At 52.2% G+C, this 18,318-nt stretch carries 20 protein-coding genes and 2 pseudogenes; 18 read left to right on the top strand and 4 right to left on the bottom strand.

What is annotated here, in order from left to right:
- Nucleotides 1-17 precede the first annotated feature (17 nt).
- Entirely contained in the window at nt 18-1,739 is a 1,722-nt protein-coding gene (gene alsS, locus V1572_RS08460) for an acetolactate synthase AlsS (RefSeq protein WP_198925452.1), read from the bottom strand.
- Nucleotides 1,711-2,490, bottom strand: coding sequence for an acetolactate decarboxylase (budA, locus tag V1572_RS08455; RefSeq protein ID WP_086374961.1), 780 nt, complete (start codon nt 2,488-2,490; stop codon nt 1,711-1,713). The genes alsS and budA overlap by 29 nt, the downstream gene beginning before the upstream one ends.
- Nucleotides 2,491-2,595: 105 nt before the next feature.
- Here budA and V1572_RS08450 point away from each other — a divergent pair, with 105 nt between their 5' ends.
- From V1572_RS08450 to V1572_RS08370, 17 genes and pseudogenes are all read left to right on the top strand, one after another.
- Nucleotides 2,596-3,477, top strand: a complete 882-nt coding sequence (locus V1572_RS08450; RefSeq protein WP_111967349.1) for a LysR family transcriptional regulator — start codon at nt 2,596-2,598, stop codon at nt 3,475-3,477.
- A 333-nt stretch (nt 3,478-3,810) separates the two neighbouring features.
- On the top strand, nt 3,811-4,668 hold the full coding sequence (locus V1572_RS08445; protein WP_045909652.1) for a MurR/RpiR family transcriptional regulator: 858 nt from the start codon (nt 3,811-3,813) through the stop codon (nt 4,666-4,668).
- Nucleotides 4,669-4,795: 127 nt separating this feature from the next.
- Nucleotides 4,796-6,124 carry an aspartate aminotransferase family protein gene (locus V1572_RS08440; RefSeq protein WP_229225415.1) on the top strand — a complete coding sequence of 443 codons (1,329 nt, stop codon included), beginning with the start codon at nt 4,796-4,798 and terminating at the stop codon, nt 6,122-6,124.
- Nucleotides 6,121-6,675: a carboxymuconolactone decarboxylase family protein gene (locus V1572_RS08435; RefSeq protein ID WP_175430163.1), complete on the top strand. Its 555-nt coding sequence runs from the start codon at nt 6,121-6,123 to the stop codon at nt 6,673-6,675. The genes V1572_RS08440 and V1572_RS08435 overlap by 4 nt, the downstream gene beginning before the upstream one ends.
- A gap of 125 nt (nt 6,676-6,800) precedes the next feature.
- Complete coding sequence (glnH, locus tag V1572_RS08430) at nt 6,801-7,553, top strand: glutamine ABC transporter substrate-binding protein GlnH (protein WP_045909654.1); 753 nt, start codon at nt 6,801-6,803, stop codon at nt 7,551-7,553.
- A 50-nt stretch (nt 7,554-7,603) separates the two neighbouring features.
- Nucleotides 7,604-8,260 (top strand): glutamine ABC transporter permease GlnP, encoded by a 657-nt coding sequence (gene glnP / locus V1572_RS08425; protein WP_024906945.1) that lies wholly within the window; start codon nt 7,604-7,606, stop codon nt 8,258-8,260.
- 2 nt (nt 8,261-8,262) lie between these two features.
- On the top strand, nt 8,263-8,985 hold the full coding sequence (gene glnQ / locus V1572_RS08420) for a glutamine ABC transporter ATP-binding protein GlnQ (protein ID WP_024906944.1): 723 nt from the start codon (nt 8,263-8,265) through the stop codon (nt 8,983-8,985).
- Between the two features lie 21 nt (nt 8,986-9,006).
- On the top strand, nt 9,007-10,038 hold the full coding sequence (locus V1572_RS08415) for a C45 family peptidase (protein ID WP_229225413.1): 1,032 nt from the start codon (nt 9,007-9,009) through the stop codon (nt 10,036-10,038).
- A gap of 232 nt (nt 10,039-10,270) precedes the next feature.
- Nucleotides 10,271-10,726, top strand: a complete 456-nt coding sequence (locus V1572_RS08410) for a hypothetical protein (RefSeq protein WP_223540111.1) — start codon at nt 10,271-10,273, stop codon at nt 10,724-10,726.
- A 377-nt stretch (nt 10,727-11,103) separates the two neighbouring features.
- The gene (locus tag V1572_RS08405; RefSeq protein WP_223540110.1) at nt 11,104-12,012 is read left to right on the top strand and encodes an HNH endonuclease signature motif containing protein; all 909 of its coding nucleotides are present in this window, start codon (nt 11,104-11,106) and stop codon (nt 12,010-12,012) included.
- A 261-nt stretch (nt 12,013-12,273) separates the two neighbouring features.
- Nucleotides 12,274-13,104 carry a hypothetical protein gene (locus V1572_RS08400; protein ID WP_223540109.1) on the top strand — a complete coding sequence of 277 codons (831 nt, stop codon included), beginning with the start codon at nt 12,274-12,276 and terminating at the stop codon, nt 13,102-13,104.
- A 412-nt stretch (nt 13,105-13,516) separates the two neighbouring features.
- Nucleotides 13,517-13,827 (top strand): annotated as a pseudogene (locus V1572_RS08395) (type II toxin-antitoxin system HigB family toxin).
- Nucleotides 13,824-14,243, top strand: a complete 420-nt coding sequence (locus V1572_RS08390; protein ID WP_223540108.1) for a type II toxin-antitoxin system HigA family antitoxin — start codon at nt 13,824-13,826, stop codon at nt 14,241-14,243. The pseudogene V1572_RS08395 and the gene V1572_RS08390 overlap by 4 nt, the downstream one beginning before the upstream one ends.
- A 69-nt stretch (nt 14,244-14,312) precedes the next feature.
- Nucleotides 14,313-14,723 (top strand): Imm63 family immunity protein, encoded by a 411-nt coding sequence (locus V1572_RS08385; protein ID WP_223540107.1) that lies wholly within the window; start codon nt 14,313-14,315, stop codon nt 14,721-14,723.
- A 111-nt stretch (nt 14,724-14,834) separates the two neighbouring features.
- Nucleotides 14,835-15,425 (top strand): hypothetical protein, encoded by a 591-nt coding sequence (locus V1572_RS08380; RefSeq protein ID WP_395299861.1) that lies wholly within the window; start codon nt 14,835-14,837, stop codon nt 15,423-15,425.
- A 281-nt stretch (nt 15,426-15,706) separates the two neighbouring features.
- Nucleotides 15,707-16,210 (top strand): DUF2569 domain-containing protein, encoded by a 504-nt coding sequence (locus V1572_RS08375; RefSeq protein ID WP_045909661.1) that lies wholly within the window; start codon nt 15,707-15,709, stop codon nt 16,208-16,210.
- 231 nt (nt 16,211-16,441) lie between these two features.
- Nucleotides 16,442-16,741 (top strand): hypothetical protein, encoded by a 300-nt coding sequence (locus tag V1572_RS08370; RefSeq protein WP_126534563.1) that lies wholly within the window; start codon nt 16,442-16,444, stop codon nt 16,739-16,741.
- 115 nt (nt 16,742-16,856) lie between these two features.
- On the opposite strand, the gene V1572_RS08365 is transcribed toward V1572_RS08370, so the two are convergent.
- Complete coding sequence (locus V1572_RS08365; RefSeq protein WP_052714375.1) at nt 16,857-17,171, bottom strand: DUF6678 family protein; 315 nt, start codon at nt 17,169-17,171, stop codon at nt 16,857-16,859.
- A gap of 119 nt (nt 17,172-17,290) precedes the next feature.
- Here V1572_RS08365 and V1572_RS08360 point away from each other — a divergent pair.
- A pseudogene (locus tag V1572_RS08360) lies at nt 17,291-17,398 on the top strand (AraC family transcriptional regulator); the annotation flags it as partial.
- Here the strand turns inward: V1572_RS08360 and V1572_RS08355 are convergent.
- Complete coding sequence (locus V1572_RS08355; RefSeq protein ID WP_395299860.1) at nt 17,395-18,285, bottom strand: oxidoreductase; 891 nt, start codon at nt 18,283-18,285, stop codon at nt 17,395-17,397. The pseudogene V1572_RS08360 and the gene V1572_RS08355 sit on opposite strands and share 4 nt — an antisense overlap.
- Nucleotides 18,286-18,318: the final 33 nt, after the last annotated feature.

Here is an 18,318-nt window from a genome sequence, read left to right as displayed (position 1 = left end):
TCTGTCCTTATGTTGAGTCACAAAATCTGGCTGAGATGGAGCTGGCCCATCAGCAGCGGGTTATCGCTGTAGTCGACGGGAATGGCCACCACGGCAGGGCCATCCACATCCATTGCCGCACGCAGCGTGGGTTCGAGCGCGTCGGCGCTCTCCACGGCAAAGCCTTTCGCGCCAAAGGCGTCGGCATAGACTTTGAAATCGACCGGGCCGAACTCGACGCCGGAAAGACGCTGGTATTTTTTCTCTTCCTGAATGGCAACCATGTTGTAGCCGTTATCCACCCAGATGATGTGCAGCACGTTAGCGTTGAGGCGGACCGCGGTTTCCAGCTCCATGCTCGACTGCAGGAAGCCGCCGTCGCCGGAGACCGACACCACCTTGCGGCTCGGGTTGACCAGCCACGCGCCAATGGCCCACGGCAGCGCGACGCCCATGGTCTGCTGGCCGTTGGAGATCATCACCTGACGCGCCCGGAAGCTGTAGAGATAGCGGGCGATCCAGATGTGGAAGCTGCCCATATCCACGGTGAGCGTCACGTCGTTATTGACGATGTCCTGCATGGCGCGCACGATGCGCAGCGGATGCAGGGCAAACTGATTAAGCGAGGCGCCGCGACGATCGAGCAGATCGCGCTGATGCTGGCGGTCGACCAGAATTTCGGAGGCCCGCTGGCTTAGCTCAAGCTTATGGTCGATACGGTTAGCGAGCTGATTCAGGGTTTCGGCGATGTCCCCCACCAGCTCCAGATCCGGCACGTAGTTACGTTCTTCATAGGCTGGCAGCACATCAATGTGCACCAGCGTGGCGTCGCCGCTGTTCCACATGGACGGCTCGTACTCCACCGGGCTGTAGCCGATGCAGATAATCAGATCCGCCAGATGGAGCAGCCGGTCACCCGCCTGGTTATTGAACAGACCGACGCGTCCGGCGAAGCGGGTGAAGTGCTCCTGGTTCACCGCCCCGGCGGCCTGATAGGTGCTGGTGACCGGAATACGGCTTTTCTCCAGCAGCTTGCGCAGCGCGGCGCTGTTGGCGGGCTGGCTCGCCATCAGCCCCAGCAGGATGACCGGGTTTTTGGCCTTTTCGATAAGCTTCGCCACGTCGTTGATGGCGGATTCCGGTGCCGGCCCCATCAGCGCGGGACCGCTGGCGGGTAAAATCGCCCCCGTGGCGGGCTGATCGACAATATCCTGCGGCAGGCTGACGAAGGCGCCCCCCGGCCTGCCGTGCTCGGCGGCGCGAAACGCGTTGGAAACCACCTCAGCAATCGCGTCCGGCGCACTCACCTCCACGGCGTATTTGGTGACCGGGCTGAACATGGCGACGGTGTCCATGCTCTGGTGCACCAGCTTGGCTTTATCCGCCCGCTTCACCGCCCCGCCCAGCGCCACCACCGGGTCGCCTTCGCTGTTGGCGGTGGCAATGCCGGTGATCAGGTTGGAACAGCCGGGCCCGGAGGTCACCAGCGCCACCCCGGCCTTGCCGGTCAGACGCCCTACCGCCGCCGCCATAAACGCCGCGTTGGCTTCGTGACGCACCGGAATGATCTCGATAGAGGAGTCCAGCAGGGAGTCAAAGACCTTGTCGATTTTCGCCCCCGGGATCCCGAACACCTGCTTCACGCCCTGCGCTTCCAGCTGGCCGACAACCAAATCGGCGCCGTGCGCCCACTGACGTGACTGTTTCTCACTGTTCACGGTAGTTCTCCTGTTAGTTTTCGACGGCACGGATCGCCGCATCCAGATTGCTGGGGTGAAGGTTGGCCTGTAAAAACGCGCTATCGGCGGGCAGGTCGATCATCAGCTTGTGAATTTCACCGAAGGTGAGCACGCCGCTCTCCAGCTGGTAGTCGAGCAGATGCCCCCCGCCCTGACGGTCGTCGGTAATGAAATGTTCGTGGTAGCCCGCCACGTTGATGCCCTGCATATGCTGCGGCGTGCGGAACCCGACCAGCACCCCTTCGCGCTGGTTAAAGCGGAACACCGGCTGGTCGTCCAGCACGTCGGTCATCGCGCGATACGGCGGCTTCTGGCGCGGTACTGTACGGGTGTGGGCATGGCGGAAGTTGCCGTCAATGCGCAACGCGCAGAACAGGTTATCGGAGGGGATCTGCTGGTCGATCGCGTCGTGGATCTGCTGACGGCTGACCGGCGCATTGAAGGTGATACGATACTGCGGCTGGAACCAGGTCATCACCGCAAACGGCGTTTTTTGCTCCGGCTTCGCGGCCCGGGCGCTGCCGTCGGCGCGCAGCTGGTACACCTGGCTGCTGAAGGCGATCATTTCACCGTCCAGCTCGTTGAAGGTGCCCAGACCAAAGTCACCGTGTGCCAGGAGATCGGCGATGGTGGTCTCTCCTTCATACACGCCGCTTAGCAGGGCGCTCATTAGCGATGTCTGATAGATCACGCTGTCAGGATGCTGAGCAGAGAACCCGCGCAGGGTCTCGCACAGACTGGCTTCACAGTCGCAGGCAGATGAATGCACCATCATGCTCGTCCTCTTCAACTTTATTTAGAAAGGTTAAATAAATGTTGACCCGATTCAGCAGAGAGTTCCAATATAGAAACCATGCTGGTTTGAGACGTTTTAGATATGGAACTTCGTTATCTGCGGTATTTTGTCGCGGTTGCACGCGAGCGACACTTCACCAGGGCGGCCGAAGCGCTGGGTATTTCGCAGCCTCCTCTGAGTCAGCAGATCAAACGGCTCGAAGAGGAAGTGGGCACGCCGCTGTTCAGGCGCCTGACGCGGGGCGTGGAGCTGACCGAAGCGGGAGAAGCCTTCTATGAGGACGCCTGCAAGATCCTGGCGCTGAGCGATGCCGCGCTGGAGAAAGCCCGCGGCATCGCGCGCGGGCTGAACGGTAACCTGTCGATTGGCATCACCAGCTCCGACGCTTTTCATCCCAAAATCTTTACCCTGATTCGCCAGTTTCAGGTGCAGAACATGGCGGTGCAGGTTCATCAGGTGGAAGCCAATATGTCGTCGCTAACGACGATGCTGGCGGAGGGTGAACTGGATATCGCCTTCGTGCGCCTGCCGTGCGAGAGCAGCAAGGCGTTCGAGTTAAAAATCCTCGACCGGGAGCCGATGGTGGTGGCGCTGCATCGCGATCATCCGCTGGCGACGTGCGATTCGCTGGCGTTAGAACAGCTTCGGGATACGCCGGTGGTGCTGTTCCCGCAGGAGGTCGCGCCGGGCCTGTACGACCGGGTTCACGGCTGCTGCGAGCGGGCCGGGATTGACGTGCAGCACGCGCTGCAGTCGTCGCAGCTTTCCTCCTCCCTGAGCATGGTTTCCGCAGGCGGCGGGTTTGCGCTGGTGCCGAAATCCATGGCGGCCATATCTCCGCCGAATGTCACCTATCACACGCTGAGTTCACCGGAGCTGTATACCGACATCGCGCTCTGCTGGCGCCGTTTTGAACGCTCGCGGACGGTGAAGCGGTTTTTGACGATGCTGAGCGAGGGGTGACGGCCGTGCTGCTGTGCCCGGCGGCGCTGCGCTTGCGCGGGCCTACGGTTCGTGTCGCTTTTCTTTTGTAGGCCGGGTAAGGCGTAGCCGCCACCCGGCAATGCCAGTCTCCGGTGTTAACTCCAGATATCGTTCTCTGCTATGGCTTAAGAGGACAATTTTGGCGTTCAGGATGGTTTCGCACGTCTGATACCCCTGTTCAGTTCCCCGTTGACTTATTTGCGCTGTGTTTTCATCATCCGTTTCCGGGACAACGCGAGTCCATTCAGTCTGCGAAGATCGAACGTCACTTGACAACAGCAGCGCTAACCTTAAACAGCGGGACTATTTGCTATGAATCCAAGGGAAAATATTGTCAGTACATTCAGTGAGTTGTCTGCGGAATTACAGCGTGCTGCCGAGTTCTCGCTACAGAATACCAATCAACTGGTCGTGCTATCGATGCGTGCCTTCGCCAGTGAAGCCGGTGTAAAACCCGCTACGCTGCTGCGGCTAGCGCAACGATTAGGCTACAACGGCTGGGGTGAACTCAAGGACGCATTCATCGATGAACTCGGGCTGCGCAATGATACATATGTATCCAAAGCCGAGAAGCTGATCGCCAAAGGCACTCAGCCGCAGCTGTATGAAGAGGTGTTTCAGGCGCATCAGGCCAATTTGGCTTTCACACAGCATGAAAACCATCAGGCCATGGAGCAAGCTGTAACGCTGCTGGACGCGGCTGAGAATGTCTATATTTGCGGCTTCCGGGCCAGCTTTCCTATCGCCTGGTCGCTGTTTTATGTCTATCGACTGTTCAATCGGCAGGCGTCGTTAATTGATGGTCTGGCGAGCAATATCGAGGTGTTCACCCGCGAATTAACAGCACAAGATTGCCTGTTACTCACCAGTTTTGCCCCCTATTCCCGTGAGTCGCTCGATGTCCTGCGCGCGGCCCAGCAGGCAGGCGCGACGATCGTTGCCATCACGGATTCTCCCGTCTCGCCATTAGCCCAGGCTGCCGATTGCACGCTGCTGTTCTCCATAGACAGCCCGTCGTTTTTCCCCTCCGTGGTGTCCGGCATGGGGCTGGCCGAGTGTTTACTGGCGATGCTGGTCGCGCGCCATGGTCGAGATGCAGTGAATAAAATCGAAAATGCTGAACGCTACCTTATTAACTCTGGTGCCTATGTGGTGCCCGGGAAACCCTGAAAAATAATTCATTTGCATCCGGCATAAGAAAACAGAATACATTTGAATCAAAATGAAATTGACGTGATACAAATGAATCCTGCATGATGCGCTTCATTAGCACAGCGCATTCAGGAGCAGGACCAGCATGACCCATATCATTCACCGCAGTCTACGCAGCACGCCCGCCGTGGCGGTACGCGCCCAGGGGGCGTACATTTTTGATGCACAGGGAAAACAGTATCTGGATGCCTGCGGTGGCGCCGCCGTTTCCTGTTTAGGCCACGCGCATCCTGACGTGCTGGCTGCGATGCATCGCCAGATCGATCAACTGGCCTATGCCCACACCAGTTTTTTTACCAGCGACACCGTTGAGCAGCTTGCTGAACAGCTGACGCGCACGGCGCCTGGCGATCTTAACTATGCCTATTTCGTTTCGGGCGGTTCGGAAGCGGTCGAAACCGCGCTCAAGCTGGCACGCCAGTATTTTGTTGAGATCGGCCAGCCGTCGCGCACCAAATTTATCGCCCGTAAGCAGAGCTATCATGGCAATACCCTTGGCGCGCTCGCGGTGGGAGGCAACGAATGGCGCCGCCGCCAGTTTGCTCCCTTGCTGATCGACGTGATCCGCGTTTCGGCCTGCAATGAATATCGCGACCGCCGCGCTGACGAAACCCAGCAGCAATACACCACGCGTCTGCTCAACGAGCTGGAGCACGCCATTATTGAGGCCGGTCCCGACACCATTATTGGTTTCTGTGCAGAAACCGTGGTGGGGGCCACCACCGGCGCCACCCCGCCTACCCCGGGCTATCTTAAAGGTGTACGCAACCTGTGTGATAAATACGGCATCCTCTACATCGCGGATGAAGTCATGTGTGGCATGGGACGCACCGGCACATTGCATGCGTTTGAACAGGATGATGTGGTGCCGGATTTGGTGACCATCGCGAAGGGGCTGGGGGGCGGCTATCAGCCGATTGGCGCAGTATTAGCGAGCGAGAAGATTGTCTCAGCCCTGCAGGCCGGTAGCGGTCTGTTCCAGCACGGGCACACCTACATTTGCCACGCAACCGCCGCGTCCGCAGCCCTGGCCGTGCAGCAGGTGATTGCGCGCGATAATTTGCTGCAGGCGGTGAGGCAAGAGGGGGATTACCTGCACAGCGCATTGCGTGAAGTGCTGGGGGAATTACCGCACGTCGGTGATACGCGTGGACGCGGCTTGTTTGCGGGCGTTGAGCTGGTACGCGATAAAGAGAGCAAAACCCCCTTCGATCCTGCCCTGAAGCTGCATGCAGCCATCAAAGCAAACTGTATGTCACGTGGGCTGATGGTCTATCCAATGGGTGGAACTATTGACGGGCAGTATGGCGACCATATCCTGATCGCACCACCGTTTATCGTCACGCCTGGCCAGCTCGACTTTGTGGTCGACACGCTGAACACCGTGATTCGCGAAGAGACCAGCAAATTATGATCAATCGTTTACCGCCGCTGGCGGAGCATGAGTGGGACGACCAGCAGCGCGCGTTGGCCGAAGAGATAATCAACGGGCCCCGCGGTGCGCTGCTGCCACCTTTCGAGCCGCTGCTGCGCAGCCCAGAGCTTATGGCGCATGCACAACGCATGGGGGAATACCTGCGTTATCGCAGCGCGCTGGGGCAGCGCCTGTCTGAACTGGCGATTTTGATGACCGCGCGGCACTGGTCGCAGCCTGTGGAGTGGGCGATTCATGCGCCGATAGCGCGCGAGAAGGGTATTTCTGCCGCGGCGGTGCAGGCGATTAATGAAAAGCGTCTTCCAGAGGATCTGCAGCCGGATGAGTGGGCGATCTATCACTTTTGCAAGGAGTTGCAGGAGCAGCAGAAGGTCAGCGATGCCACCTGGCAGCACGCTATCGCGTTGTGGGGCGAGAAAGGCGTGGTGGACCTGATCGGCATCAATGGCTATTACAGTTTTCTCTCAATGGTAATGAACGGCGCGCAGACGCCGGTACCCGACACCCGGGATGAGATTATTCCCGCATAAGCTTTCGCTTTAACTTTGGCGCATGAAAGTGCGCCCTGCATATCAACATTTTATTTCCCCACCCCGCAGATGTATTTCGCCGGGTGACATTCATGCACGCTACTTCACTGACGCCGAGGGTTATCATGTCTGGATTATTAACTAAATTAAAAGTTACGTTAGCGCTGGTCGCTTGCTCCGCCAGTTTTGTGGCACAAGCGCAGGATAAATTAACGGTTGGCGTTGATACCGCCTTTGTCCCCTTTGAATTTAAACAAGGCGATAAATACGTCGGCTTTGATATTGATTTGTGGGATGCCATCGCCAAAAAAATGGATGTCAGCTACGAATTACGCCCGATGGACTTCGGGGGACTGATTCCGGGTTTGCAATCACGTAATCTGGATGTCGCCATGGCGGGCATTACGATAACCGACGCGCGTAAACAGGTCGTCGATTTCAGCGACGGTTATTATGATGCTGATTTATTAATGGCGGTGAAAAGCAGCGATAATACCATTACTAAATTCAGCGATTTAGCAGGAAAGAAAGTGGGATTAAAGCAGGGAACGGCGGCGGCGAGCTTTATGAAAAGCAAATATAAGGCGAACTATGTTGAATTCCCGAATATCGACAACGCCTATCTTGATTTGCAGGCAGGTAACCTTGATGCCGTGGTACATGATTCCCCCAATGTGCTCTATTACGTAAAAACGGCGGGTGATGGCAAAGTGAAATCGACCGGCGAGACTGACAGCATTCTGCCGCAGCACTACGGTTTTGCGATGCAGAAGAACAGCAGCCTGACGCCGAAGATCAACGCTGCACTGCAGGCGTTACGTGCGGACGGAACTTACAACAAGATTTACGTGAAGTGGTTTGCTAAACAGCCAAAATAATCCCGCCAGGTCGGAGCGATCCGACCTCGTTGCATCTTAACGGGTAACATATGAATTTCGACAGTAAATATATTTGGGAGTCCCTGCCGCTGCTGTTGCAAGGACTACAGTTGACGCTGATTATTTCATTATCAGGTTTATTGGGTGGTTTTGTTATTGGCCTGCTGGCCGGAACCTGCCGGGCGCTCGGAGGGAAAATATCAAAAACAGTCTCGTTAGTTTTTGTCGAGTTAATCCGCGGAACGCCTATTATGGTGCAAGTGATGTTTATTTACTTCGCACTCCCCATGGTGTTACCGATTCATATCGACCCGGTAACGGCGGCCATTACGACCATTGTGATTAACTCGGGTGCTTATATTGCAGAAATCACCCGAGGGGCGATCCTCTCGATTAATAAAGGTTTTAGAGAGGCCAGCCTGGCAATGGGATTATCCCAGCGCAGCACGCTATGGCATGTCATTATGCCGCTGGCATTACGCCGTATGATCCCTGCGTTGGGTAATCAGTGGATTATCAGTATTAAAGACACCTCGCTGTTTATTGTGATTGGTGTGGCGGAATTGACTCGTCAGGGGCAAGAAATTATTGCCGGTAATTTCCGCGCGCTGGAAGTCTGGACCGCAGTGGCAATGATTTACCTGCTGGTGACGCTGTGCCTGAGTTTCCTGCTGAAGCAACTGGAGAAGAGGATCCATATTTTATGAGCATGGTTGAATTTAGCGCAGTGTCGAAAAATTTCGGCGCCACTCAGGTGCTGCACGACATCAATTTAAAAATTGACGCTGGCGAAGTCGTGGTGATCATCGGCCCTTCCGGTTCGGGCAAATCGACGCTGCTGCGCTGCATTAACAAGCTGGAGGAAATTTCCTCCGGCACGCTGCTGGTAGCGGGAATGCATATTACCGATCCTCACGCTAACGAATGTGATATCCGCCGTGAAGCCGGGATGGTGTTTCAGCAGTTCCATCTGTTCCCCCATCTGACGGCGCTGGAGAATGTGATGTTTGGTCCGGTTCGCGTACGCAAACAGAGCAAAGCCGCCGCGCGGGAACAGGCGCTGGCGCTGCTGGACCGCGTTGGCTTACGCGAACGCGCCAGTCACTACCCATCAGAGCTCTCTGGCGGTCAACAGCAACGCGTGGCCATTGCCAGAGCCCTGGCGGTGAAACCGAAAATGATGCTGTTCGATGAGCCGACCTCAGCGCTGGATCCCGAATTACGGCATGAGGTGCTGAAAGTCATGCGCTCGCTGGCCGAAGAAGGCATGACCATGGTGATTGTGACCCATGAAATCGGCTTCGCCCGCGATGTAGCATCCCGGCTCATTTTTATTGATGGCGGTACCATTGCCGAAGATGGTCCACCTGATATGCTGCTGAATAGCAGTCGCAATCCCCGCCTGAAAGAATTTTTGCAACACGTATCCTGAACAGAAGTGAATAACAACACTATGAAAAAAATCGACATTCGTGGTTCCGCTTTTGCAGTAGGTCAGGCGCTTGGCGCGTTCGGACGCGAGGCCTGGCATGCAAAACTGACGCAAACGGCGTTGTGGCAAACCGTTACCGCCATGAAAGACGCAGAACAGACCCGGAGCATGCGTTCGCGGGTCCAGTCTCAGTATCCCCTGATCTGGCAGGAGCTGGAGGGATTGGCCGCGGGTCTGGATGCACCGTTTGATGAGGTGTTTGCCTGGAACTGCCGCGGCGATCTGGTGCGCTCAACCTCTGATGGCTGCACCACGGTAGCGGGAAGCACCGCTGAGGGAGAGCTGATTATCGCGCATAATGAAGACGGTTTCCCGCAGCTTCGCAATGACTGCGCCATCGTCAGCATCACCCCGGATGACGGCCTGGCGTTCACCAGTTTCGCTTACCCGGGATCGATTTGCGGACACACCTTCGCCGTAAACGAAAAGGGCGTGGTGAATACGGTGAATAACATACGCGCTTTGCACCGTCCGGACGGCATGCCGCGCCAGATACTTGCCCGCGCTGCGCTGAATGCCGCCAGCCTGGATGAAGCTATCACTATACTGACCTCATCACCACGCGCCGGAGCCTTTCATCATACGCTGGGACAAATGGGAGACCGTCGTCTGTTTAGCGTGGAGGCGACGGGAACAGCCTGTTCCGTCACGCCGCTGCGGGACGTTTTCGCCCATGCTAATCACCTTATCCACCCTCAGCTTGATGCGGTTGAGCAGGTGATCACGGACAGCTCCCGGTCACGCCAGCAGCGGCTAAACGCCTGGCTGGATACGCAATCTCACCTTGATGGTGCAGCGGCTCTGGGTATTCTTTCAGACCAGCATGATCCCGCGCTCCCGATTTATCGTCTCTCGCCACACGACCCGGATGAAGAGAACACGCTGGCCACGGCCATTTTTACCCTGAGTACGTCGCAGATAAAATGGCAGATATTCACACTCGATCGGCAAAAACCCGTTTTACAGCAGGAATGCCCGGCGGCGCTGCGCTAGCGCGGGCCTACAGGGCTGTGATTTTTGTAGGCCGGGTCAGGCGTAGCCGCCACCCGGCAATGCCCTTCTGGAAGCCGCCTCGCAAACCTGCAAGCAACCTTATGTAATTCAGGGGCATCCCCTTTCCTTCCTTTTTTCACCGCCGTAAAGTGCCTGCGTTGCGGCACATCCGTAACCGGGCGTAGGAACCCGTTAGCATAACATGACATTTTTTGGACAAAGAGGATGCTAAATGGCGACTACCCCTGAATTTTCCTACGCGCTTTCTGAGGAAAGCGCTGTTCATCAGCTCATCACCCACCCCATTTCCGATTCTGCGGATCTCTTCGAACTGGCCGATGCCTGCGCCGCTTACGTAAGCGTACTAGTGGAAACTGACGATGCGGTGACGTTTGCCGCGCTTTGTAAGCAATTACTGGCTGCGCTCAAACGACTGCGCGAGTGCTGTGACTCGGAACTTCCGCCGTATCTGGTTGAACAGCTTATTGCGGGGGAAAAGATTGCTTCCTGCGTGCCGGACTGCTGGCAAGAGACGACGTTGCAGGTGGATTATGCCGTAGCGTTAACGCTGGCGGTGATGGGCGGGACGCTCCCTATAAACGTGGCGAAAGAACTGACCGGACTGCTGCATGATATGGTCTGGCTACTGGCGGAGTTTGTGAAGGAGCCTTATATCGCAGCGCACTGAGATGGGTGATGTAAGGCCGGAGTTCTGCGGGGTAAAAAGCAGGACTTTGGCCTTACTAAAAGAATAGCGTTGTTTGTTGAATGTCCGTTAGGAACGAGGAGCGGAAGTTCGCAATTTTTCTCGTCGTCGATGAAGTTTTAACGAGCCAGTATATCGGCCAAATGATAGCTAGTCGGGATGCATAATGAGTAGCTATTGAATGTCTTCTGGTTAGGCCTGACAAAATCCTAAGGGGAAAGTATCAACCTTTCGTCTTTCTGATTACTTAATGAAAGAGGGTTTTAGGCATCTTTTTATGATAATTTCTGGCAAACTCTTTTTTTGTTTATATAAAAACTATAATATTGCATTCAACTCACCCAAAGGGAGTATTTAACATGGCAATAAATCAAAAAGACATCAAATTGTTGTGGGGGCGTTCCGGAAATCGATGTGCAATTTGTAAGACAGAGTTAACACAGGATAAGAACTCCGTTAATTCCGCATTTACATTGGGGGAACAGGCACATATTGTTGGAGAGAAGGAAGATGCGGCCCGAGGAAAATCGCATTTAACTCTGGATGAAAGAAATAGTTATCACAACCTTATTCTCCTTTGCCCAAATCATCATACGGAAATTGATAGAAATGTAGAAGATTGGCCAGTCGAAAAACTCTATAACGTTAAGTCGACACATGAGTTATGGGTTTCAGAGACTCTTAGTAGAGTTGAAGATAAATTTTTTCTAGCTAAGCAACTTTCAGTAACTTCAATAATTGACTCCGCAGTAAAATATTGTCGTTTAGAAAACTGGCAGAATTGGACTAGCTTTGCATTAGCACCAGAACCGACATGGCCTAAAAATTTACCCGATGATATATTTGAATTTCGGCAAAAAGTCATTTCTGCTATATGGCCCGAAGAATTTGATGAACTACGGAGAGCCACTGAAACATTTTCCATAACACTTAACATAGCCGCTCAAATTTTCATGAGACATTCTTATCTTTATGAAGACACTTACTATCCAGAAAAATTTTATAAAACTGGTGGCTGGAATGATAATTATGAAGAAGACGTTGAAATATATAAGCAATGGATTCAAGAATGTCATGATTGGTTAGTGGAAGCTACAAAATCAGCTAATTGGTTTGCTGATGTTGTTCGTAGAGATATTAATCCCATGTTCTTTGCAGAAAAAGGTCGATTCTTAACAATGGAGGGAGATTTCCTAGGTTTTAAGAGTAAATTACATGTTTATACCAAAGAACAAAGAGATTCACTGCCTGACTCACTTGATCTCTAGTTTTAATTTATTATCAGTTTCATACGAAGTGATGATGCCTACTACTGGCTCAGAGCGGAAAGGCTGGGATATGTCAGGTCTGCTTTGAGCGAGGTGCGGAACTTGGCAATTATTTTCATAGCTGATAAAGGTATTACTAAAATTACATATGTATTAATCAACGGGGAGCAGGCCAGAGGTGAAGAACAGTAAAAATATGTAAAACCCTTATTTTTCTTAGTGGAAAGATGAAAGCATAGGGTCCAAAATACGGAGAGATATATGAACGTATCAATGCCTTGGAGTTTAGCTGGACGCCTTTTAAAGTGGATATGGGGCAAAATTACTCGGTTATGGTTACTAAAGACCTATCAAAAATCTCATGAGTACAAAGCTAGTCGCCTTCGGTTAGGAGCGCGTTGGGAACCACTTGGTGAGCACCTAGAGTACTCGTTGCGGCTTTCTAGTCCTGCCGATCATGAAACGGTAAAATCCTGTATAGCGTTTCGGGCAAAAGAAATTCTAGTAGAGAATGTTAAGCTTTACTTTGAAGCGTCTGGACACGGTATTCGTTACCAGCAAAGAATTGAGTTGGTAAATTTGGACCAATCTGTCCTGATTGTTTACTTAGATCAAATTCCTCGGCAGGAGCTTGTGGAGGCTTCTGAGCGCGGTATATTCTTTTCAATTACCGAAACGCAGTTCCTTCAATGCATCATTACGTTAGCCGGGGGTCAACAACAGCAACCCTTTGATTCAATAAGGTCCCACCTAACATATAACTGGTTGCTTAATGACAAATGGGTACGACGTTGGGGAGAGTTATGGAACTGTAATGCTATTGAGCATGCGAAAACCGAAATGAAGTCTTACTGGCGTTGGCGATTGGGAGAATTTAAACATTTTTCCCTATACTGTGCTGGGCTCGGGCCTTATCCCTGGAATGGAATATTACGCAAAATCCTGTGCAAGCTTTTGATCAACAACCATATTATTACAGTACAGTTCTGGCTGGCGGTACATTCTGGGCGGTATGTTCTTGGAGATGGAAAACTGAAGCTTAATCAGCGACGAATTAGAAAAGTAAAGTCCAGCAAAGCTTCGAACCTTTGAACTGAGTTGCGTTGTTCATTCCAAATCCTAGGCGCTGGGGGACTGACAAAGATATTACCGTTGATCTGCTCCCCTTAAACGAATGCAGCATGATGTTAGGAACTTCCGCTTCTGGCACAATGCGGACTCATCTTTCACACACTTCCATAAGATATTGTTAGTAAAACTAGCCTCCACCAGACTCCTTTTCAGCAAACAATTTCTGAATACGCTACGCAAATCAATCAAATTTCCCTGGTCGAGCGATACCTCCCCCTTTAATCTCAAGCCACCCCAACTTAACGTGCTCGAACGCTCTACATGAGCATAATTATCAAGAACATGTAGGAGCTTCATTTCCCCCGCAGTTTCCACATTGTCAACTCACCAATCACCACCTATAATGTTTCCATCCTGGAAACAATGGGCATGGATGCACGTAGTCTCAAGAGCGCCTTTCGATACGGCGACCAGACATTTTCCCAATCAAGCACTCGCCCTGGACGATCTTTACCGGGTACTAAAGAAGGAACACTACTCGTCACCAGGCGACATGCGAAAGCGCTTTCCCAGCCTGGACCGGATGAAATACCGGGAAAAATGATGGGTCATCGATGTGGGCGCGGACATTTAAGAGTAATGTTTTTTCCTGATTTTGAGCGGGGAAAGATCTTCATCAAACACATCAGCACGCACGCAGAGTATGACAAGCTCACGGACTACCACCGGGGAACGAAAGAATGAATTATGCAGCAGCCATCAAAGCGGCAAACGAGCTGACTAACGAGCTTCCCTTCCTGGGCTCAAGCCCGTCGCGACAAGATTACGAGGATGCTCTGGCGATGGTGGAACATCTTATTGAGCACGACCCCTATAGCCCGCTGGTAGAGATGCTTACCGCGAAAATCGATAAATACGAAAACGAGTCTCCGGAGTTTGCAGAATTTAACGCGCGTGTTGCCCGCATTCCGTCAGGCGTTGCGTTATTACGAACGTTGATGGATCAGTACCAACTCACTCAGAGCGATTTCGAGAATGAGATTGGTAAGAAGTCTCTGGTGAGTCGGATCCTTAATGGACAGCGCACATTGACCCTGGATCATATGCGGGCGCTGGCGAAGCGTTTCGGTTTGCCTGTGAGTGCGTTTGTGGGGAAGTGATCGTAAGCAGACTCTATGCACACATTCTGCGATAAAGAGTGGTTCACATAAAAGAACAAAGGAATGCTGATGAAAACGATAGAAGAACTACGAAACGAGCTTCTAAAAATAGGTGAGCAACTTGGGGGAGGCACAAGACCAAATCATTACTTCTTTATCCCTGACCAACCTGATGGGGTTGCAACTCCCTATCTGGAAATTCATGGGAAAGAATATCATTTTATCATCAGTGAAAGGGGTCTTGAAATACAGCGAAAAGTAACGCTCAGTGACGATGAAATTCTTTATTGGTTTGTGGAGAGTGCCGTGGCGGGGCTGGCCTCAACCTATGCAGCAAAACATTCATCTGAACGGGAATTCAGAGAGGTTTATTTCAGAAAGGAATACAGTTCAATGCTCTCAATCAAGCCCGAATGGGCAACAAGAAAGCGCAAAGAAATCACTCAGCTTCTCCATTCGCAAAGAAGCGAACATCGTTAACCCAACCGGCTCATTACATTTACTGCCCTATCCCCCTCTCTTTTCCTGGTGATTGCCTGCAGCACGCCATCTGATACTCTGGCTGCACTCAAGGAATGACAAGGAAGAGAAATGCTGAATCCTGGATTCGTAACCCGCAAAGCACTTGCTCAGTGGCAGGATGTCCCCGTTTTTTTACCTCAGTTCCAGTTTCATGAAAAACACCGAACGGTCATTCATACTGCGCACCCTGAACATATTCTGCCGTTGATTGCCAACTTTGACGTCCGGCAAGATGCTGTGATTCGTCGGTTGATGGCTTTGCGGCAATTACCGCAAAAACTTCTGCGCGATCAGCAGGCTGGCTCAATTAGCAACTTTGGTCTGCACAGTTTCACCCTTTTGAAAGATTCAGCATCGGAGCTTTGCTATGGCTTAAGAGGGCAATTCTGGCGTGCAGATTTCGGTCTGGAAAACGTGCCGGATGCCAGCGCGTTTCAGACGCCTACCGTGCCGGGCAGCGCGACACTGTTGCTGCGCTACCAGGTAAAGGAACTGGCACCAGACCAGCATGAACTCAGTACGGAAACGTTCGTCTTTTGCCCGGACAGAAGCACCCGGCTCAGGATGGCGGCTTACTGGCTGGTAATACGGGCGGGCAGCGGCTGGATCCGCAGGAGAACGCTGAAAGCGGTTAGGATGAATATCGAGAAGCTGGACTGAAGTGCAACAGAGAACCTTATGGTGTTCAGTGTTAGCACTTTACTTTAAATATTCGTTTCCGGTCGGGAACTGTCGGGAAGAAATGTTTGAGGAACCGTTATTAGCAAAGCGCGGTCCCGGGTAGGGACTTAGAATGAATATCTGTGCTGCGGGAATCTCCCCTTAACACAAATTTACTCGAAAAAGTTACCTGCACAGCATACTTATTTATCAGTCAGTTGCGTTTGTAATAGACTTCGTTTAATCTATTGTAAATCATTAAATACTTCAAAGGTCCATATATGGAATGGGGATGCATAAAGTGTGGGGTCGAAATACCTCAGGACAGAGAGTTTTGCGACAGTTGCGAAGATAAAAACTTCAGGAAAATTGGAGGCTTTCTTTTTCTCCCTCTTATAGGATTAGTGGTTACTGCTGCTTCCTATCTTTTTGCAATGACAGATGCGTTTAAATTTACGATAGAAAATTATTCGCACCTGAATGCAAATGCAAAAATTTTCTTCATAGCTTCACTGGTTATTTATATTGGCGAATTTCTTTTTACAGTCACCGTTCTTTCATTTTTCCTAAGAAAGAAGAAATCGCTACCAAAGCTTTATATTTTGTTTTTAATATCAATCGTGACGACAATGTCATTTAATACCTATTTGCTTTACATATTAATTCCTGGCGCTGAAATTGGCTATAATGAACTTGTACCTATTTTTAGAAACGTGATTTCGGCTTTAATTTGGATTCCCTATTTCATAACCTCTGTTCGTGTAAAAAGAACGTTTATCCGATAAAAAACACGAGTGGCTTCATCATTTTGATGACAGAAGATGCATGGCTATACTAATGCACATACAGTCATCAACACTGAGCGGACGCTATCACCGTCCGCTCATTATACGGAAAGGGCAGAAAAGTGGGTAAGGTCCGCACTGAGTTAAGAACGGACACTCTTGTATAAAGCATGGCGTCGGATTACAGTGAGAGCATTGATTGATAAGTGAGTAAAATCAGAACAGTAGCCAATGAAACAAAAACTTCGCAAACGTAACCAGGACTGGATATCAAGGCAATTACAACGTGCGCGCAAAGAGAAAATGCCGTTAAGTTTCTTTATTAATTTTCCTTCAATACGAGCAACTGCGTGTAATGGTCAGCGCCTTAAACGGCGTGGTCGTCTCAAGCCTGACTGGAGTCGCGCATTGTTTCATCCGGGGTGGGGAGAAGTGCCGATTATTGGACCGCAAGGCTCAGTGTATTGGTTTGAGGGGTTTGATAAGGAACAATTACCTGGAGAATTGATGCCGCTATGGGAAGATGTTTGATTGTATTGACTTTGAATTAATAACTTTCAGTGTAACGCTTAGACAGTGAGAAGTAGAGGCCAATTCTACGCAAAGACTAACGTATTCCTGTTAGCCATTAAACGATTTTATCTGGTTAAAGATAATCTACATAGCTGACCGAATCTGCGTATCCCCAAATTCTATAACCGGTTGATACCTCGATTCCAGGGAGATGAATAGCGCGAAGAATAGTACCTACCATGATATGTTGTTCAATTGAGTTTGTCATAATATCAAGATACTTGATATCCAAATAGCCACCTTCACAGAAATGGTAAAACCACTCGCCATCAACTGCAGATTCATAGCCATTGAGAAAAGTCATTTTCCATAAGGGAGGAGATTCCATGCTAACCATTGCCATGCGGATCTCATTCCATTTTGTATTATTCATGCAGCTATAAAGCATCTGAACCTCCCGGGCTCTGCTCCCGACAGATCAACACGCTACCAGGATAACAACGTAAAATTATGGCACAAAGCTGAAATGCATATTCACTTATCTTCCCCCCTCTCTATCGCCCCACCGCCACTCTCGGGTACGAATCCGTGAACGCGTTTATCACCATGTTCAGAAAAGTGATGGGCAGCACGCCCGCCCATTACTTTGCCGAACGGAAAAACAGCGGCCGTTAACCCGGCCCCTCGCTCCCCGCCGCCAGCAGCGGTACCACCACGTCGCTGATGGGCACCGCAATGCCGTGTTTGCGGCCGTAGCGCTGGATCACGCCGTTGCGGATATCCCACTCCATCGGGCGATTCGCCTGACGGTCAGCGAGAATCGACGTGCCGAGGTCCTCAGGCGCACGCTGAAAGTTCGCCAGAATCTCCTGCGCCACGTCATCGGCCAGCTTCGCCCCTTCGGCGCGGGCGACAGTAAGCCCCTCGCGCAGGTAGGCCAGCGCAAGGTCGCTGATATCCTCGCGCCTGAACATCCCGGCACGACGGTTAGCGAGCACCATCAGCCCGGCGACCGCATTTTGCAGCAGCTTGCGCCAGGCGACGGTGGGGAAATCAGCCGAGAGTTCAACTTCACAGCGCGTACCGCGAAGCGCCTCGACCACCCGCTGCGCCTGAGGCTCGTCCGGCAGCGTCAGGCGCGGCTTCGCCCGTAGCCAGACGGAGGCATCCGGCTCGCGCTGCGCCGGGAACCAGACCACCGACGGCAGCACAGTCGCGCCACTGACCAAAGGCTCAAGCTGAGCCTTCTGCTCTACGCCATTTTGCAGGGCACACACCACCGTATTTTCATCGCACAGCGCGCGCAGCCACCCGGCGCTGTCGGCGTTTTGCGTCGTTTTCACCGCGATAAACACGAGGTCAACGGGGCGCGTGATGGCCGCCGGATCGGTTAATACCGGACCGGGCACCACCGTTTCACCCTCATCGTGACGCAGGCGTAATTCCGGATGCGCGGTGCGTCCGCAGAGTAGCGGCGTGCGGCCAGCGTCATGCAGTACCGCGGCAACGGTGGTGCCAATCGCACCGGGACCAATCAGCGCAATGGTTGGATAGTCAGACATGAGTCACTCCCCTTTTGCTAAGCCTGCTATCAG

The organism is Enterobacter quasiroggenkampii (assembly GCF_043972695.1).
Taxonomy (GTDB): domain Bacteria; phylum Pseudomonadota; class Gammaproteobacteria; order Enterobacterales; family Enterobacteriaceae; genus Enterobacter; species Enterobacter quasiroggenkampii.
Note: the sequence above shows the minus strand (reverse complement) of the source record. Positions and strands in the feature narration are given on the sequence as shown.

What these genes read in the sequence shown, in the direction of transcription:
- alsS (WP_198925452.1), bottom strand. Translation starts at nt 1,739, where the DNA reads ATGCGGCGATCCGTGCCGTCGAAAACTAACAGGAGAACTACCGTGAAC.
- budA (WP_086374961.1), bottom strand. Translation starts at nt 2,490, where the DNA reads ATGGTGCATTCATCTGCCTGCGACTGTGAAGCCAGTCTGTGCGAGACC.
- V1572_RS08450 (WP_111967349.1), top strand. Translation starts at nt 2,596, where the DNA reads ATGGAACTTCGTTATCTGCGGTATTTTGTCGCGGTTGCACGCGAGCGA.
- V1572_RS08445 (WP_045909652.1), top strand. Translation starts at nt 3,811, where the DNA reads ATGAATCCAAGGGAAAATATTGTCAGTACATTCAGTGAGTTGTCTGCG.
- V1572_RS08440 (WP_229225415.1), top strand. Translation starts at nt 4,796, where the DNA reads ATGACCCATATCATTCACCGCAGTCTACGCAGCACGCCCGCCGTGGCG.
- V1572_RS08435 (WP_175430163.1), top strand. Translation starts at nt 6,121, where the DNA reads ATGATCAATCGTTTACCGCCGCTGGCGGAGCATGAGTGGGACGACCAG.
- glnH (WP_045909654.1), top strand. Translation starts at nt 6,801, where the DNA reads ATGTCTGGATTATTAACTAAATTAAAAGTTACGTTAGCGCTGGTCGCT.
- glnP (WP_024906945.1), top strand. Translation starts at nt 7,604, where the DNA reads ATGAATTTCGACAGTAAATATATTTGGGAGTCCCTGCCGCTGCTGTTG.
- glnQ (WP_024906944.1), top strand. Translation starts at nt 8,263, where the DNA reads ATGGTTGAATTTAGCGCAGTGTCGAAAAATTTCGGCGCCACTCAGGTG.
- V1572_RS08415 (WP_229225413.1), top strand. Translation starts at nt 9,007, where the DNA reads ATGAAAAAAATCGACATTCGTGGTTCCGCTTTTGCAGTAGGTCAGGCG.
- V1572_RS08410 (WP_223540111.1), top strand. Translation starts at nt 10,271, where the DNA reads ATGGCGACTACCCCTGAATTTTCCTACGCGCTTTCTGAGGAAAGCGCT.
- V1572_RS08405 (WP_223540110.1), top strand. Translation starts at nt 11,104, where the DNA reads ATGGCAATAAATCAAAAAGACATCAAATTGTTGTGGGGGCGTTCCGGA.
- V1572_RS08400 (WP_223540109.1), top strand. Translation starts at nt 12,274, where the DNA reads ATGAACGTATCAATGCCTTGGAGTTTAGCTGGACGCCTTTTAAAGTGG.
- V1572_RS08390 (WP_223540108.1), top strand. Translation starts at nt 13,824, where the DNA reads ATGAATTATGCAGCAGCCATCAAAGCGGCAAACGAGCTGACTAACGAG.
- V1572_RS08385 (WP_223540107.1), top strand. Translation starts at nt 14,313, where the DNA reads ATGAAAACGATAGAAGAACTACGAAACGAGCTTCTAAAAATAGGTGAG.
- V1572_RS08380 (WP_395299861.1), top strand. Translation starts at nt 14,835, where the DNA reads ATGCTGAATCCTGGATTCGTAACCCGCAAAGCACTTGCTCAGTGGCAG.
- V1572_RS08375 (WP_045909661.1), top strand. Translation starts at nt 15,707, where the DNA reads ATGGAATGGGGATGCATAAAGTGTGGGGTCGAAATACCTCAGGACAGA.
- V1572_RS08370 (WP_126534563.1), top strand. Translation starts at nt 16,442, where the DNA reads ATGAAACAAAAACTTCGCAAACGTAACCAGGACTGGATATCAAGGCAA.
- V1572_RS08365 (WP_052714375.1), bottom strand. Translation starts at nt 17,171, where the DNA reads ATGCTTTATAGCTGCATGAATAATACAAAATGGAATGAGATCCGCATG.
- V1572_RS08355 (WP_395299860.1), bottom strand. Translation starts at nt 18,285, where the DNA reads ATGTCTGACTATCCAACCATTGCGCTGATTGGTCCCGGTGCGATTGGC.